This is a genomic window from Clostridiales bacterium, assembly GCA_015243575.1.
Classification (GTDB): domain Bacteria; phylum Bacillota; class Clostridia; order Peptostreptococcales; family Anaerovoracaceae; genus Anoxybacterium; species Anoxybacterium hadale.
Window position 1 is genome coordinate 4,619,669 of sequence record CP042469.1, and the last position, 17,444, is coordinate 4,637,112.

Below are 17,444 nucleotides of genomic sequence, written 5' to 3' on the forward strand. Positions count from 1 at the left end.
TTACCGTCCTTTATATTTCTGCTGTGTGGCAAGACCGCCACGGATATGACGCTCCGCCTTGTTATTATCTAAAACAGTCTTGACTTCATGGGCAAGCCCTGGATTTATCTCAAGCAGCCTTTCGGTAATATCCTTATGGACTGTGGATTTAGATACCCGAAACTTTTTAGCGGCCGCTCTAACCGTGGAATTTGTTTCAAGTATGTACCTAGCGAGCTCCAGAACCCGCTCTTCTATGTAATCCTTCATATTATAGACTTCACCACCTTCATATATTTGTGCAATACTTGGAATTGGCCTCTAAGCCAAGCAACCGTTTCTTTACAACATATATATGTAGGACATGAAGGTGATATACCATTTGATTGACAGATAAAAATGGAACTTCGGAGGTGGATCAAGGCACCTATTCAAGCTTGCACCTCTGATTTGTAATTGCCAATGAATAAAAATACATTTTTCGTAATAAATATGCAAAAATCCGTTGACTTTGTTCCAAATAGGCGTATAATGATAAAAATGACATTTTAGCTGAAGTGGCTAAACTAGAGGAATACAGATCAATATCCAAAAACGAAGGAAGGTGCAGTCGGAATGGCATATAAAATATTTATTGACGGTCAAGAGGGAACCACAGGTTTGAAGATACATAACAGGCTGAAAAGCAGAGCAGATCTTACAATACAAACAATTGCCGAAGCGGATAGGAAAGAGCCTGAAGCCCGTCTTAAAATGATACAAAATGCAGATATATCCTTCCTGTGTCTGCCGGATGCAGCAGCAAGAGAAATAGCTGCTCTTGCAGGAGAAAGCAGCAGAATCTTGGATACTTCTACGGCTCATCGAACGAATCAGCATTGGGATTATGGAATGCCCGAACTGGATAAGAACCAAAGAACTCTTATCCAAAAATCAAATCGTATCGCAGTACCAGGCTGTCATGCTACCGGATTCATTTCTCTGGTAAAGCCGTTGATACAGTACGGAATTGCAGACGCTGGATACCCGTTTGTCTGTCACTCTTTGACAGGATACAGCGGCGCGGGAAAAAACATGATCGCCCAGTATGAGTCAGAGGGCAGGAATAAAGAGCTCAACTCTCCAAGGCAGTATGGACTGGATCAAAATCACAAACATTTACCCGAAATGATCGCCATGACAGGAATTGAATACGCTCCGGCATTTCATCCAGTTATAGCAGATTATTATTGTGGAATGCTGATTACCGTGCCGCTTCACACAAGACTCCTGGCAAAGAAAATGAGCCCGTCGATACTGCAGCAGGTGTTTGCAGAACATTATCAAGACCAGCCTCTCATTACAGTGAAGGAATTCGGGGAAAAGCCCGAAGATGGCTTTATGGCTGCGGGATCGCTTGCGGAAACTGATGGGATGGAAATTTATCTATGCGGTCATGCAGAGCAGATCACTTTGATGGCCCGATATGATAATCTCGGCAAAGGCGCTTCCGGCGCAGCAATCCAATGCATGAATATTATGCTGAACCTGCCTGAAACCACAGGGCTCGTTCTTCATTCATAAATATTGAAACAGAATTGGAGGAATCAATATGAATACAGGATTTATAGAGGGCGGAATCTGTGCGCCCAAAGGCTTTCAAGCGTCCGGAGTCCACTGTGGAATCCGAGGCAACACCTCGAAGAATGATTTGTCACTTATTTTAAGTGATGTTATGTGCAGCGCTGCTGCTGTCTATACTAAGAACAAGGTAAAGGGTGCACCGCTGCTGATTACAAAGGAGCATCTGGATGACGGAAAAGCGATTGCGGTCATCTGCAACAGCGGAAACGCAAATACCTGCGCACCCAACGGAATCGAGATTGCGGTAAAGACCTGCGAATTGCTGGCCGAAAAGCTGGAGGTAAAGCCTGAGGATATCATCGTGGCATCGACCGGGGTCATAGGCCAGCCCATGAGCATGGAACCCTTTGAAAAAGGAATCCCGGAAGCGATCAAAAAGCTCAGTGATAACGGTTCGGAAGAGGCAGCCTTCGGTATTATGACGACGGACACCGTGAAAAAAGAGTTTGCAGTCAAATTCGAGCTAGGCGGAAAAGAATGCAAAATAGGTGGTATCGCCAAGGGCAGCGGCATGATCCATCCCAATATGGCGACAATGCTTTGCTTCCTGACGACAGACGCGGCTATCGCTCCTGAACTTCTTCATAAAGCACTGTCTGCAGACATTCTGGATACGTTCAACCAGCTGAGTGTTGACGGTGATACCTCCACCAACGATATGGTATCCATCATGGCGAACGGAATGGCAGGCAATGTGCTCATTGAGAGAGAGGGAGAGGACTTCAATGTTTTCTGCGCCGCACTGAACCAGGTTACCTCTGCAATAGTCAAAGCGCTGGCAAAAGACGGCGAAGGTGCAGGGAAGCTCCTTGAATGCACCGTTACAGGAGCACCTGATAAGGAGACTGCGCGGACAATCTCCAAATCAGTCATTACTTCCAGCCTGTTTAAAGCTGCCATGTTTGGCGAAGATGCCAATTGGGGCAGAGTCCTTTGCGCCATTGGATATGCAGATGCAGAATTTGATATTAATAAAGTTGATGTTTCTTTGGCATCAGCCAAAGGTAAAGTGGATGTATGCAAAGGAGCCGCATACAACGAATACAGCGAAGATGAGGCTTCGGTGATCTTAAAGGAAGACGAGATCAGCATCCTCGTATCACTCAATCAGGGTGAAGCCGAGGCAAAGGCATGGGGCTGTGATCTGACGTACAGCTATGTGGAGATTAACGGCAGTTATCGGTCATAACAAGGAACGCAGCCTAGCAGATTCAGATAAGGGGAAAACATGAAAGACACGATCACAAGCGCGAAGGTACTGGTAGAGGCCCTTCCTTATATACAGAAATATTTTAATAAAACCGTAGTGATCAAATACGGCGGAAACGCAATGGTCAATGACAAGCTGAAAATGGCTGTCATGAAGGACATTGTGCTTCTGGCACTGGTCGGAATCAAGGTTGTCCTGATACACGGAGGCGGCCCTGAGATCAGCACCATGCTGAACATCATGGGAAAGGAATCCAAATTCATTGACGGGCTCAGGTATACCGATGAAGAAACTGCTGAGGTTGCGGCCATGGTTTTGGCAGGCAAGGTCAACAAGAATCTTGTTTCGCTGATCCAGCAGAATAATGGGAAGGCCATCGGCCTCTGCGGCCTGGACGGAGGAATGCTTCAGGTGGAAAAGCTGCAGGGAGAAGTGGATCTGGGTTTTGTGGGAGACATTAAAAAAGTCGAAGCTGCACCGATTACCATGGCACTGAAAAATGGGTTCATCCCGGTTGTGGCCACTGTGGGTGCTGACAAGGACGGCCAAACCTACAATATCAATGCAGACACGGCAGCGGCAGCAATCGCTGGTGCCTTGAAAGCAGAAAAGCTGATCCTGATGACCGACGTGAGAGGACTGCTTCGGGAAAAGGAAGATGAAGATACGCTGATTCATAAGGTTAGGGTAGATGAGGTTCCTGGGTTGGTCAGCAGTGGAATTTTATCTGGCGGCATGATCCCAAAGATTCAGAGTTGTGTAGACGGAATCAAAAGTGGAATCAAGGAAGCGGTCATTATCGACGGAAGAATTGAACATTCTATTCTGATCGAGCTTTTTTCCGACGAAGGTATCGGAACGCTGCTCTACTAGGGTGTGTTTCAGAAAGAATGATTGAAATAGAGGTACTGGATGCAAGGAAAGAAGGTTATCTTCCTCCCAAGGCTTGACGGTACAGGAACGGAGGCAAACATAATGAAAAGTGCAGATGTGAAAGAAAGAGATCAGAAATACATCCTTGGGACATATGCAAGAAACGATCTATGCATTGAAAAGGGTTCCGGAGCCACCTGTTGGTCACCGGAAGGAAAGAAATACATCGATTTCTCCTCTGGAATCGGCGTGAATTCGCTGGGGTATAGTGATACCGGCTGGGTGGATGCGGTGATGCAGCAATTAAAGAACATTCAGCACACATCAAACCTCTTTTATACAAGCCCCTGCGGAGAACTGGCCGAAATGCTCGTAAGCAGAACCGGTTACAAAAAAGTATTCTTCTGCAACTCCGGAGCAGAGGCAAATGAAGGCGCCATCAAAACCGCCAGAAAATACAGCAGTCAAAAATACGGAGACGGAAGATACGAAATCATTACCTTGAAAGATTCCTTCCATGGAAGAACAATGGCCACTATAACGGCAACGGGCCAGGAAGGTTATCATAAATATTTCAACCCCTTTGTGGAAGGGTTTGAATACGCCATAGCAAACGATACGGACGACCTGCTTTCAAAGGTTTCGGAAAAGACCTGCGCCATCATGGTGGAATTTGTCCAGGGAGAAGGCGGCGTCAATAATCTGAAACAGAGTTTTGTAACGGCGATCTACGAGCTCTGCAAGGAGAAAGATATCCTGTTCCTTGCAGATGAGGTTCAGACGGGAGTGGGAAGAACAGGTAAGCTGTTCGCTTATGAACATTATGGGATCACACCTGATCTTGTGACTATGGCAAAAGGACTTGGCGCAGGACTGCCTATCGGCGGAATTCTGTTTGGCGAGAAATGTGAAGGTGTGCTGCAGCCGGGGGATCATGGCACAACTTTTGGTGGAAATCCGGCGGTATGTGCCGGAGGTATTGAAGTTCTGAAGAGGATTGACGAAGCATTCCTTTCGGAAGTCAGTGAAAAGGGAGCATACCTGCGCAGCAAACTCCTTCAGATGGAGGGTGTTGCGGCAGTGACCGGGCTTGGGTTGATGCTGGGTGTAGCGCCTAAGGAGAAAGATGCTAAGGCTGTTGTAAAAAATGCGTTGGAAGCGGGACTTATTGCGCTGACCGCAAAGGATAAAATTAGACTTCTGCCTCCGCTGAACATCACAATTGAGGAGCTGGAAGAAGGGCTTGCAATTCTTGAAGCAGCCCTGAAATAAAGCGATGCGCTGAAAAGACGCTTACGCAGCAGTGGAAATAAAGCGGTGCAGTCTGGCGGGCAGATACGCCCTGCATCGCAAGAATTTCACCGGATATGAGCCTGCAGACTGATACGTTGGAATTGATGGGGAGGAATATAAAACATGGAACATGGCAATCAATTGACAGGAAAAGAAGAGCGCAAAGCATATTTAATCTTGGCGGATGGTTCTGTATACCAAGGAAATAGCTTTGGCGCTCAGGGTACAGCATTGGGAGAGGTGGTTTTTACCACGGGAATGACCGGTTATCAGGAAACCTTGACCGATCCCAGCTATTATGGTCAAATTGTAACACAGACCTTCCCGTTGATCGGAAATTACGGTGTGAATGAATTTGACAGTGAATCAAAAAAATCCTGGGTGAAAGGATATATTGTGAGAGAATGGTGCGAGGAACCGTCCAATTTCAGATGCGGCAAAACCATAGACCAGTATCTCAAAGAACAGAATGTAATCGGTATCTATGATATTGATACGAGGGCACTTACGAAGAAAACGAGAGAGCATGGCGTCATGAACGGTGCAATTACAACGGAATTGCCTGAAGATATGGACGCTTTTTTAAAGGAATTAAAGGAATATACCATACAGGATGCAGTGAAATCAGTAACCTGCGCGGAGAAGACATTTCATAAGGCAGAAAATCAAGAACTTCATGTTGCCCTTTACGACTACGGATCAAAGGAGAACATTCTCCGCAGCTTGCTGGAACGAGGCTGCAGCGTAACGGTGGTGCCTTATAATACCACTGTGAAAGAAATCCTCGACATCAATCCTGATGGGATTATGCTTTCCAACGGACCTGGAGATCCTTCAGAGAATACGGAGCCCATCGCAATTTTAAAAGAACTGATGAATTCTGAGATTCCTATCTTCGGCATCTGCCTGGGACATCAGCTTCTGGCCCTGGCAAATGGTGCAGCCACACAGAAACTAAAGTATGGCCACCGGGGAGCCAATCAGCCGGTGGTAGACACGGTGCGGGACAGAGTCTTTATTACGAGCCAGAATCATGGCTATGCGGTGGTAGGAGAAACGCTGAACCCAGCGGTTGGCTTTGTAAGCCATCATAATGCCAATGACGGGAGCTGCGAGGGGATTACGTATCAGAACGGAAAGGCCTTTACGGTGCAGTTCCATCCGGAAGCCTGCGCTGGACCGCTGGATACCAAGTATCTGTTTGACACATTCATCGGACTCATGAAGCAGCAGTAAAGAGAGGGAGGAAACTATGCCATTACGTAACGATATAAAGAAAGTGCTTGTGATCGGATCTGGTCCTATTATCATCGGACAGGCGGCGGAGTTTGATTATGCGGGAACGCAGGTCTGCCGTACACTGAAGGCTGACGGACTTGAAGTCGTGCTGGTCAATTCAAATCCGGCCACCATCATGACGGATAAAACCATAGCGGATAAGGTGTATATTGAGCCCCTGACGCTGCCGGTACTGAAAAAGATTATTAAGCTTGAAAAGCCTGACAGCATTCTGTCTACCATGGGAGGGCAAACCGCACTGACGCTTTCCATGCAGCTTGCAAAGGAAGGATTTCTGGAAGAACAGAATGTAAAGCTTCTGGGTGCTACTCCGGAAACCATCGATAAGGCGGAGGACCGGCAGCTGTTTAAGGATATGCTGGAGTCTATCGGAGAACCGGTGATTCCTTCCAAAGTTGTAACTGACATAGACGACGCCCTTGCCTTTGCGGAAGAGATCGGATACCCTGTGATCGTTCGCCCTGCATATACCCTTGGGGGAACTGGGGGAGGTATTGCATCCACGAAGAAGCAGCTTTTGAGAATCGGTGAAAACGGCCTGCGGCTGAGCCCCATCCATCAGATTTTGGTGGAACGCTGTGTTTCCGGCTGGAAAGAAATTGAATTTGAAATTATCAGAGACAGCAAGAACAATACCATCACCGTTTGCTCGATGGAAAACGTTGACCCGGTGGGCGTACATACGGGAGATTCCATCGTTGTAGCACCGGCTGTTACTCTGTCTGATAAAGAATATCAGATGCTGAGAACTGCATCGATCAATATCATTCAAGCGCTAGGCGTAGAGGGCGGCTGTAACTGTCAGTTCGCTCTGAATCCAGACAACTTTGAATATGCAGTCATTGAAGTAAATCCCAGAGTATCCAGATCCTCTGCCCTGGCTTCAAAAGCCACTGGATATCCGATTGCAAAGGTGGCATCCAAGATTGCCATTGGCTATACATTGGATGAGATTCTCAATACGGTAACAGGAAAGACTTATGCTTGCTTTGAGCCGGCACTAGACTACATTGTTGTCAAATTCCCCAAATGGCCCTTTGACAAATTTGTCTACGCAAAGAGAACCCTAGGCACTCAGATGAAGGCTACCGGAGAAGTAATGGCCATCGGTACTACGTTCGAACAGGCAATGATGAAAGCGGTTCGCTGCATTGAGCTGAATCTTGATTCCCTAAACCTAAGAAAGCTGAAGGAAAAAGATACCGATACCATTGAAGAGCTTCTGCACCACTGTGACGACGAACGGATCTTTGTGGTATATGAGGCGTTGAAGCGTGGAATCTCCATTGACACAATCTTTGAGATCACAAAGATTGATCGTTGGTTTATCAATAAGCTGAACAACCTATTCAAGATGGAGCAATCCCTTTCCCAAGGAGAGCTGACGCAGGAAAAATATAAAAAGGCAAAAAAACTGGGCTTTCTTGACAAAACCATCAAGAATCTTAGCGGACAGGAACCACCGCAAAAACTGTACGCTTCCTATAAAATGGTTGACACTTGCGCCGCAGAGTTTGCTGCGGAAACCCCCTATTTCTATTCCACCTATGATGAGGAAAATGAGGCAAGAGAATTTATCGAGCAGCATAGCACCGGAAAGAAGAAGGTCATCGTATTCGGTTCGGGTCCCATCCGGATTGGACAGGGAATCGAGTTTGACTACTGCTCTGTTCACTGTGTCACGGCACTGAAGGAAGCCGGATATGAAGCGATTATCGTGAATAATAATCCAGAGACTGTTTCCACAGACTTTGACATTTCCGACCGGCTTTATTTTGAACCCCTAACTCCCGAAGATGTGGATTCCATTCTCGAGACAGAGCAGCCATGGGGCGTGGTGGTGCAGTTCGGAGGACAGACAGCCATCAAGCTCACCAAGCATCTGAAGAATAAGGGCGTTAAAATACTGGGGACCTCAGCGGACAGCATTGATGCAGCAGAAGACAGAGAACGGTTTGATAAGCTTCTGGAGCATTGCAACATTCCGCGGCCAAACGGCAGAATGGCCTATACCACAGAAGTAGCAGTGAAGGAAGCGCAGAAGCTGGGATATCCCGTATTGCTGAGACCGTCCTACGTTTTGGGAGGCCAGAATATGATCATCGCTCACGGAAAAAATGATGTCATAGAATATATGGATATCATTACCGCAACAGAGCTTGAGAACCCGGTGCTCATCGATAAATACCTCATGGGTACGGAAGTGGAGGTCGACGCAGTTTGTGACGGAGATGATTTCCTCATCCCTGGCATCATGGAGCATATTGAGCGGGCAGGAGTCCACTCCGGAGACTCCATCTCCATCTATCCGCCCCAGACATTAACCCAGAAAATACGGGATACCATCGTGGAATATACCGGACGGCTTGCCAAGGAGCTCAACGTATCGGGTCTTGTAAATATCCAGTACGTCATCTATCAGGGAGAGGTCTATGTCATCGAAGTCAATCCCAGATCATCGAGGACTGTACCGTATATCAGCAAGGTTACCAACGTTCCTATTGTTGACCTTGCAACGAAGGTGGCACTGGGTGCAAAGCTCAAGGATCTCGGTTACGGCAGCGGCGTTTGCCCTGAAGGCGACTACGTAGCGGTCAAAGTACCGGTATTCAGTTTTCCTAAGCTTCATGACGCAGACAATCATCTCGGACCGGAGATGAAATCTACAGGAGAAGTACTTGGGATCGATCGCGATCTGGAAACTGCCTTGTACAAAGGTCTCATTGCAGCAGGTTATGAGATGCATAAAGTTGGAAACTGCGTTCTGATTACAGTAAAGGATTCTGACAAGCCGGAAGTCGTGCCTCTTGCGCAGAAGTTTATTGATTTTGGATATAAAATCTGGGCAACGAAGGGTACGGCAGAATATCTGAGAGAACACGGCGTACCGTCAGAAATCGTTAATAAGCACGATGGACCATCTCCCAATACGAGTGATTTGTTTGATACTGGTGAGGTTGACTTTGTAGTGTCAACATCCACCATCGGAAGAAAACCGGCGGTGCATTCCGTTCAGATGAGGCGAAAAGCAATCGAGAGAAACATCGCATGCCTGACCTCCATCGATACTGCCAATGCACTGGCCAATAGCCTTCTGATGAGGAAGACCTTGGAAGACTTTAACATGGTAGACATCGTAAAAATATGAATGTTAGCAGTGTGAGCTGTCGATTTCATCTGGCAGCTCCATTTCCATCCAAACTTTGTCTATGAAATATAAAATAAAAATTGAAAATTTTACTCTTTGTAGATATAATATTAAAGATAAACGTAAATGATAAGAATATGGCGGCGAAATCGAGATTTTTAAGATTTCCGAGCATAAGTTCGCCTTAGTTCTGTTTAGCGGGACAAGCTGATATATGCAGATCTATTTCCTTATGGATTACAGAATGATTTGATACGATATATACGAGGAGGGATAATTTTGGGATTTACAGAAGAAGTGGGCATTGACCTTGGAACAGCAAATGTTTTAGTTTATATAAAAGGGAAGGGCGTCGTTCTGAACGAGCCGTCCGTTGTCGCTATCAACAGAGATACCAATGAGATTCTCGCAGTGGGAGAAGAAGCAAGGCAGATGCTGGGGAGAACTCCAAGCAATATCATTGCTGTTAGACCGCTGAGAGATGGCGTGATTTCCGATTATGATGTAACGGAAAGAATGCTGAAATATTTTATTAAAAAGACCTGCGGAAGCGGCAGATTCTTCAAGCCAAGAATTATGGTTTGTGTGCCCAGTGGTGTTACTGAGGTTGAAAAGAGAGCCGTCAGAGAAGCTGCTACCCAAGCGGGAGGCAAAGCGGTCTATTTGATGGAGGAGCCTGTTGCGGCAGCCATCGGTGCAGGACTTGATATTTCTAAGCCCGACGGAGTCATGATCATAGACATCGGCGGAGGAACGACCGATGTTGCAGTGATTTCCCTGGGAGGAATTGTAACAAGTACCTCTGTAAAGGTTGCTGGTGATAAATTCGACGAATCGATTATTAAATATATGCGAAAAGAGCACAAGCTTTACATTGGGGAGCGTACCGCGGAAGAAATGAAAATGACCATCGGTACTGCTTATCCGAGAGAAGAAGTGGTCGTAAAGGAATGCAGAGGGCGAGACCTTGTCACGGGACTTCCGAAATCCATCGAAATCACTTCGAAGGAGATGATGGAGGCGCTGGACGAGCCTTTGCAGGTGATCTGCGAGGTTGCTCACGGCGTATTGGAGAGAACGCCGCCGGAACTTTCAGCAGACATCAGCAACAGCGGTATCGTCATCACCGGCGGAGGAGCACTCCTACACGGTATCGACAAACGGATCGAGGAACGAACAGGCATCAAGGTTACCATTGCTGAAGATCCCAAATCCTGTGTTGCCATCGGAACCGGTAAGGCCTTAAATTCCATCGATGCGATTGAAAACAATCAGATGAATAAAAGAAGGTCATACATTTAGTAGAAAATGAAAGCTCTCGCAAGAGAGCTTTTTATCTTTGTGGGAATCAATCTGCAAAGGTAATCGCAAGAGCCGGAGCCGTTGGGCTCTGACGGAAGTGGCAGATGCGCTTCCCATGGTATAGGAGGAAAAACTTTGGCAAAGCTGGAACTGATCGCCACCGCTACCTTTGGACTGGAAGCGGTGGTCAAAAGAGAAATTGAAAATCTAGGGTTCAAGGTTCTTAAGTCTGAAGATGCAAAAATAACCTTTTTAGGTGATGAACGGGCTGTTGTAAAATCAAACCTGTGGCTGCGGTGTGCCGACCGAGTGCTTGTTAAACTGGGCGAATTCGATGCGCTTAGTTTTGAAGAACTCTTTCAGCAGACAAAGGCTCTTCCCTGGGAAGAATGGATTCCGGAGGACGGTAAATTCACTGTTACAGGAACCTCTGTCAAATCGAAGCTGCACAGTGTTCCTGACTGTCAGGCGATTGTGAAAAAATCCATCGTAGAGAAACTGAAAGAGACGTATCACTGCCAATGGTTTGAGGAGACGGGACCGGAATTTATCATTAAGGTGACGCTTCTTAAGGATCGTGCAACCATTACGCTTGATACCAGCGGTGCAGGCCTTCACAAAAGGGGATACCGGGTTAAGGACGTGGCTGCGCCCATCAAGGAAACGCTGGCAGCAGCAATGGTCCAGCTGTCCTTTTGGAAAGAAGGAAGGCTTCTCCTTGATCCATTCTGCGGTTCCGGGACAATTCCCATTGAGGCGGCACTAATTGGGAGAAATATTGCTCCTGGCCTGAACCGAAAATTTGCGGCTGAGCAATGGCCGGCCATTCCGTCCCATCTTTGGAAAGAAGAGAGAAAGGCAGCATTTGATGCAATAAACAATGATGCTGAGATTCGCATTATCGGCTCTGACATTCTGCCTGCTGCGGTGATGGCAGCACGGGAAAATGCTATGGAAGCCGGCGTTGATGACTGCATCGATTTTCATATCCGCCCGCTGAAGGAAGTCCGGTTTGATGAAAATTATGGCATCATGATCGCGAATCCGCCCTATGGCGAACGAATCGGAGAAAAGGATGCGATTCGGCACATCTATTCTGACTTGAAAAAGTTGTTCGAACAAAATCCCACATGGTCCCTGTACTTAGTAACCACAGATAAAGAGTTTGAAATGCTTACCTTCGGACGTCCCGCAGACAGAAGAAGGAAACTCTATAATGGCAGGCTGGAAGTCACATATTATCAGTATTACGGAGAAAAACCCAAGAAAGCTTAAGGAAACGAAAATTTACGTGATCATCTGCGCATACACTCCATTTGATCAGTGCGTCCCTAATACTTGGAGATTTTTTAGGAATTATTGACAGGTAGTAATGAATACCTTATATTATAGTTATATTAACTATAAGCAAAAACTCTTAAGGATAACAATCGATGGAGGTAAAGTGTTTTGAGGTATGAAGAATTTATTAAAAATACGATAGACGAATTTGTAGCCAAGGGAAAAATTGATGAAGCAGCTTTTCCCGATATGGAAATTTATATGGATCAGGCGGAGACTTTTTTGAACAGGGAGCTTGCGGTCTATAAAAACAGTGAAAAAGATAAGGTCATCACAAAAACGATGATTGGAAACTATGTGAAGCACAATATGCTGCCAAGGCCCGTCAATAAGAAATATTCCAAGGATCATTTGATTCTGCTGACCCTCATTTTCTATATGAAGGGCACCTTCCAGATGGAAGAAATCGAAAAGATTATGAAACCGCTCATTGATAATTACAATTCTGAATTTGATGATAAAATTGATATTGCTGCACTGTATAAAGGAATTCTTGAAGTGCATGAAGCCGAACAAGATGCCCTTGCAAAGAGTATCAGCAGCGTGATCAAAAATAGTAAGAACTATCTCATGGAATCCGAGGTATCAGATGATGATATGCTGGAGCTCTTCATGCTGATCGTGAACCTTTCTCTGAAAGCAGACGCACAAAAATTCCTGGCTCATAAACTCCTTCAGGAGTATATCTTAAAACCAAAACAGAAAAAACAGAAAGAAGGTTGAAATCATGGCAGTTAATTTAAAGGGAAGAAGCTTTTTAACGTTGATGGACTTTACTCCGCAGGAAATCAGGTATCTGCTGGATCTGGCCCATGATTTGAAGGCAAAAAAGAGAGCTGGAATCAGCGGTGATTTGCTAAGGGGAAAAAATATAGTCCTACTGTTTGAAAAAACATCTACGAGAACGAGATGCTCCTTTGAAGTTGCTTGCCACGATGAAGGCGGACATGTGACCTACCTGGAATCCTCAGGGTCTCAAGTAGGCAAAAAAGAATCCATAGAAGACAGTGCTAAGGTTTTGGGCAGATTTTATGACGGAATTGAATACAGAGGGTTTGATCAAAAAACAGTCGAGGATCTTGCCAGATATTCTGGCGTTCCCGTTTGGAACGGACTCACAGACATCGATCATCCCACTCAGATCCTGGCCGATATGCTGACCATGGAAGAACATATGGCGAAACCGCTCAATAAGGCAAAAGTCATTTTCTGCGGCGATATTAGAAACAATATGGCTTATGCATGGATGTATGGCTGTGCGAAAATGGGCGTTCATTTTGTAGCGTACGGTCCCGATGAGCTTGAGGTAGATCCAGACGTTCTTTCTGCATCCAGAAAGGTTGCGGAAGCCACCGGAAGCGTGATTGAAGTAAGCAGTGACCCGGGATGCCTAAAGGGTGCTGATGTGATCTACACCGATGTATGGGCTTCCATGGGAGAAGAGGATCAGATACCAGCCAAAGTGAAGATGCTGACCCCATTTAAGGTTACCACGGAATTATTGGCAGCTACGGAGAATCCGGATGTTCTCTTCCTCCACTGTCTGCCTGCGTTTCATGATTTTGAAACGAAGATGGCCAAGGAATGGAAGGAGAAGGGCTTTGATATCAGAGAGGTCACAGATGAGGTGTTCCGCAGCAAGCATTCCGTTGTTTTTGACGAAGCAGAGAACAGAATGCATACAATCAAAGCCATTATGGTTGCCACTTTGTAGGGCCTTATATTTTCAATACCGAAAGCCGTATTTCACAAGCTGAATCGGTAATAGGAATTGCAACAAACGGAAAGAGAAAGATATTGGAGTGAGCTTATTCAAAGCTATTATCCAACACTTTCTCTTTTTTTACTGGGTAGATTTCCAAAAACCATTAATCGTAAGGTGCAAAATAATTTGCGTTATGAACTTGGAGCAACGCTCATATTTTACCATAAGAGCTTAGTGTAAAATTAGGACGGGAAAAATAAAGGAAATAAAAAAATAAGAGTGGCCTCATATGTTATGATGTTAATAACCACAAAAACAAATAACGGAGGCACTCTTATGAACAATAGTATAACTGAAATTGCAGAATTAATCATCAGGAGTTTTGAGGAAAACTTCGAAAAGATGTTGATGGAAAAGAAGGATATCTCCGAATTTGTAATTGAGACTAAGAAAATACTGGACCAAGTAGGAACGATTCTAGCGAAGGAAGCGCTGGAAATGATGGATTCTCTTGTGAAAGGAGATTCTCGTCGAAAGCAGAACTGGTATGTTCATGAGAAGGCTGCACCCAACACCCTTGCGACCATATTTGGTGAGGTTCATTATCATAGAACGTACTACAAGCATAAAACCGAAACGGAATATCGATATTTATCGGATGAACTGATGGGAATCGACTCCTACGACAAAATGGATGTTGCCTTGAAATCCAGACTGATTGAAGAAGCGATTGATACCCCGTACGCAAGAAGTGGCAGGAAAGCTGCCGAGACACTACAGATTTCAAGCCAGAGTGTTATGAACGCCATAAGGGAACTAGGCCCGGTCAGGAATAACGAAGTGAAAATTTCAAGATCAAAAGAAACGCCTACAATTCTCTACATTGAAGCTGACGAAGATCACGTTGCGCTTCAGGCTGGCGGCTGTTCAGAACCAAAGCTTGTGTATGTGCATGAAGGCAGGACACAGGTCGGAAAAGAAAGGTGGAAACTGCAGAACCCGAGATATTTCGGTGGAATGTACAGGGAATCAGAAGAACTCTGGAACGAAGTAGCAGATTACATTGATACCGCCTATGACTATGATAAGATTGAAAAAATATATTTGTCCGGGGATGGAGCAAGCTGGATAAAGTCAGGAGCAACCATAATCAACAAAAGTATTTTCGTACTTGACCGATACCACCTGCACAAGGCGGTAAAAACAGCAGGAGCGCATATTGAAAACGCTGAGAGGGAAATATGGAGAGCCCTTAAAAGAGAAGACAAAGAATACCTAAAGGTCGTATTTGAAACCATCCTGGATGCAGCAGAAACAGAGACAAAGGCACAATCGGTGAAAGAAGCAAAGACCTATATCATGAATCATTGGGAAAACATTAAGTATCACTATTCCAAGGATTATTCGGGCTGCAGTGCCGAAGGGCACATTAGCCATATCTATTCAGATCGGCTCAGTTCCAGGCCGCTGGGATGGAGCCTTGAGGGAGTCGATCAGATGGCAAGACTCCGAGTCTTTGCTGAAAACGGAGGTAATCTATTCGATCTGGCGCTAAGAAAGAAACAAGAACGAATCAGAGAGACAAGAGCCATTGAACTGGACTTAAAATTATGCAGAAAAAAGATACGAAAAGTCAGTGGAGAGACAATCGATAACCTGCCTGCTCTAAATTCAGGAAAGCGCACTCAACTGGCATTAGCATTACGAGGACTCAGGGGAATTTAATACAAGGTTTTAACAATGGGGAAACTCCAGCTTTATTTTTCCCGTCCTAACTTGACGCGATCCCATAAGAGGGAAAACGTTGACAGAATGAGAGAAAAAGAATATATTTTACCTTGGCAAAGCACTGATCGTTTCATTGTTGCTTTCAGAGCGAAGCCAGATGCAATCTGAGGGAACCGACTTTACTGAAACTATAATCATGTATTAAGACGAAGCATTACTCTGATACAAAAATTAGTGAAAGTAGCAGGAAGGATCACCTATGGATATTACCATCAATCATCATGCCCATACACCGATCTATATGCAGATTGTGAATCAGCTGAAAGAGATGATTTTAAAAGGAGAAATCACCGACGGATTTGTATTGCCTTCAGAAAGAACCATGGCAAAGCTCCTGAAGGTTCACAGGAATACGGTCGTTAGAGCCTATATGGAGTTGAAGGCGGATGCCTTTCTTTCTTCATCACAAGGAAAAGGGTATACCGTATCGTATCAGTCAGATGCAGGAGAACATAAAGACTGCGGGGAATACAAGAACTCGCGGACGGCAGCAGAAGCAGGAGCAACCATTGCCTGGACCAGTCTGATTCGGGATGAATATCTCGATCTCAAAATCACCTTTGACGATCTATTCACAAAGTCTTATACTTCAAACAACATCTCCTTTGCAGGGGGAATCGCATCTGCTGAGGAATACGGCAAGGAGGATCTAGCCAACATTCTTGGGGACATTATTTCATCGGACAACATAGAAACCTATTCGTTCTCTCCTTATCAAGGAAACCATGATTTAAGGCAGAATATTGTTCATTTTATGTCTGGCAAGGGGATTGGGGCAAAGCCTTCCGAAATACAGATCGTTTCTGAGACCAATCAAGCGCTGGACTACCTGGCCTCTCTTTTAATTCGCCCTGGAGATACTGTGATCACAGAGGAACCGGTTTCTCCAGACGTCTATAGAACCTTCGCGCTGGCGGGAGGGAAAGTAATTACTGTGCCTATGGATGAGGAGGGAATCCTTTGCGACAGACTGGAACCCCTTATTATCAAGCATCAGCCTAAATTTATTTATGTAAATCCAGATTTTCAAAATCCAACCGGAATCGTCATGAGCCTGGAACGGAGAAAAGCACTTCTCGACCTCTCTCACAAATATCGCATGCCCATCATCGAAGAAGACGCAGTATCGGAAATTCGATTTGAAGGGGTTCGTATTCCATCATTAAAAGCTCTGGATAAGGGAAATAACGTGATCTTTATCTATTCCTTTGCGCTGACATTTGCACCCGGAGTTCGAATGGCCTTTGTCTTGGCTGATAAAACCCTGATAAAGAGTTTGAGTTATATTGTTTCGATTCGTTTAATCAGTTTGGACAGCATTTCACAAAAGCTTCTTAGCAGCTGTATCGAAAAAGGAATTTACCAGAAAAACCTCAGAACCATTTGCGGCGATTATAAGGAAAAGAGAGACCTGATGTGTTTATGTCTCCAGGAAGCAAATGATTTGGGCCTCCGTTTTCGGAAGCCTGCCGGTGGGGTTTATCTCTGGTGCAAACTTTCGTCGGATACGGACTACCACAAGCTGTATCTAAAAACTCTCGAAAAAGGTGTCTCCTTTATCCCCGGAAGCGTGTTTTATATCAGAGGATCAAAGGGAGATTGCTGCATTCGCCTCAATTTTTCCTATCCCAGTAAGCTGCAGATTGAAAAAGGCATCGGACTGCTGACACAAGCCTTGCGGGAGAGCCGACTTACATTAGATAGCAGCTATGGGACAGAACTGGAGAGAGAAAGCTAAAGTGCTGAATCGGGATGCTAAGAACTGAAATATTACTAGGCAGGCAGCCGCTTCCTATTCACCGTTTACTGCAGCTCAGTACTGGCACATGGAAATAATCCTGTGCTGGTACTTTCTTTTTTTTGCCGCTGTTATATGATGCAAA

At 45.3% G+C, this 17,444-nt stretch carries 13 protein-coding genes; 12 read left to right on the forward strand and 1 reads right to left on the reverse strand.

The features are described 5' to 3' along the window. Positions 1-249: a sporulation transcriptional regulator SpoIIID gene (gene spoIIID / locus FRZ06_20325; GenBank protein ID QOX65540.1), complete on the reverse strand. Its 249-nt coding sequence runs from the start codon at positions 247-249 to the stop codon at positions 1-3. A 345-nt stretch (positions 250-594) separates the two neighbouring features. On the opposite strand from spoIIID, the gene argC reads away from it, so the two are divergent. The 12 genes from argC to FRZ06_20385 all read left to right on the forward strand — a co-directional run bounded on the left by argC (position 595) and on the right by FRZ06_20385 (position 17,299). Next, the gene (gene argC / locus FRZ06_20330) at positions 595-1,542 is read left to right on the forward strand and encodes an N-acetyl-gamma-glutamyl-phosphate reductase (protein ID QOX65541.1); all 948 of its coding nucleotides are present in this window, start codon (positions 595-597) and stop codon (positions 1,540-1,542) included. A gap of 28 nt (positions 1,543-1,570) precedes the next feature. After that, positions 1,571-2,791: a bifunctional glutamate N-acetyltransferase/amino-acid acetyltransferase ArgJ gene (argJ, locus tag FRZ06_20335; protein QOX65542.1), complete on the forward strand. Its 1,221-nt coding sequence runs from the start codon at positions 1,571-1,573 to the stop codon at positions 2,789-2,791. A 39-nt stretch (positions 2,792-2,830) separates the two neighbouring features. Further along, on the forward strand, positions 2,831-3,685 hold the full coding sequence (gene argB / locus FRZ06_20340; protein QOX65543.1) for an acetylglutamate kinase: 855 nt from the start codon (positions 2,831-2,833) through the stop codon (positions 3,683-3,685). 102 nt (positions 3,686-3,787) lie between these two features. Continuing rightward, positions 3,788-4,957 (forward strand): aspartate aminotransferase family protein, encoded by a 1,170-nt coding sequence (locus tag FRZ06_20345; GenBank protein QOX65544.1) that lies wholly within the window; start codon positions 3,788-3,790, stop codon positions 4,955-4,957. 144 nt (positions 4,958-5,101) lie between these two features. Beyond that, entirely contained in the window at positions 5,102-6,214 is a 1,113-nt protein-coding gene (gene carA, locus FRZ06_20350; GenBank protein QOX65545.1) for a glutamine-hydrolyzing carbamoyl-phosphate synthase small subunit, read from the forward strand. Between the two features lie 16 nt (positions 6,215-6,230). Further along, on the forward strand, positions 6,231-9,425 hold the full coding sequence (carB, locus tag FRZ06_20355) for a carbamoyl-phosphate synthase large subunit (protein QOX65546.1): 3,195 nt from the start codon (positions 6,231-6,233) through the stop codon (positions 9,423-9,425). Positions 9,426-9,704: 279 nt separating this feature from the next. Beyond that, positions 9,705-10,727, forward strand: a complete 1,023-nt coding sequence (locus FRZ06_20360; protein QOX65547.1) for a rod shape-determining protein — start codon at positions 9,705-9,707, stop codon at positions 10,725-10,727. Between the two features lie 135 nt (positions 10,728-10,862). After that, positions 10,863-12,002 (forward strand): class I SAM-dependent RNA methyltransferase, encoded by a 1,140-nt coding sequence (locus FRZ06_20365; protein QOX65548.1) that lies wholly within the window; start codon positions 10,863-10,865, stop codon positions 12,000-12,002. Positions 12,003-12,176: 174 nt separating this feature from the next. Next, positions 12,177-12,791: a DUF1836 domain-containing protein gene (locus tag FRZ06_20370; protein ID QOX65549.1), complete on the forward strand. Its 615-nt coding sequence runs from the start codon at positions 12,177-12,179 to the stop codon at positions 12,789-12,791. Positions 12,792-12,795: 4 nt separating this feature from the next. Next, entirely contained in the window at positions 12,796-13,782 is a 987-nt protein-coding gene (gene argF, locus FRZ06_20375; GenBank protein ID QOX65550.1) for an ornithine carbamoyltransferase, read from the forward strand. Positions 13,783-14,067: 285 nt separating this feature from the next. Then, complete coding sequence (locus tag FRZ06_20380) at positions 14,068-15,498, forward strand: ISLre2 family transposase (protein QOX65551.1); 1,431 nt, start codon at positions 14,068-14,070, stop codon at positions 15,496-15,498. A gap of 262 nt (positions 15,499-15,760) precedes the next feature. Further along, positions 15,761-17,299, forward strand: a complete 1,539-nt coding sequence (locus tag FRZ06_20385; GenBank protein ID QOX65552.1) for a PLP-dependent aminotransferase family protein — start codon at positions 15,761-15,763, stop codon at positions 17,297-17,299. The last annotated feature ends 145 nt before the right edge of the window (positions 17,300-17,444 follow it).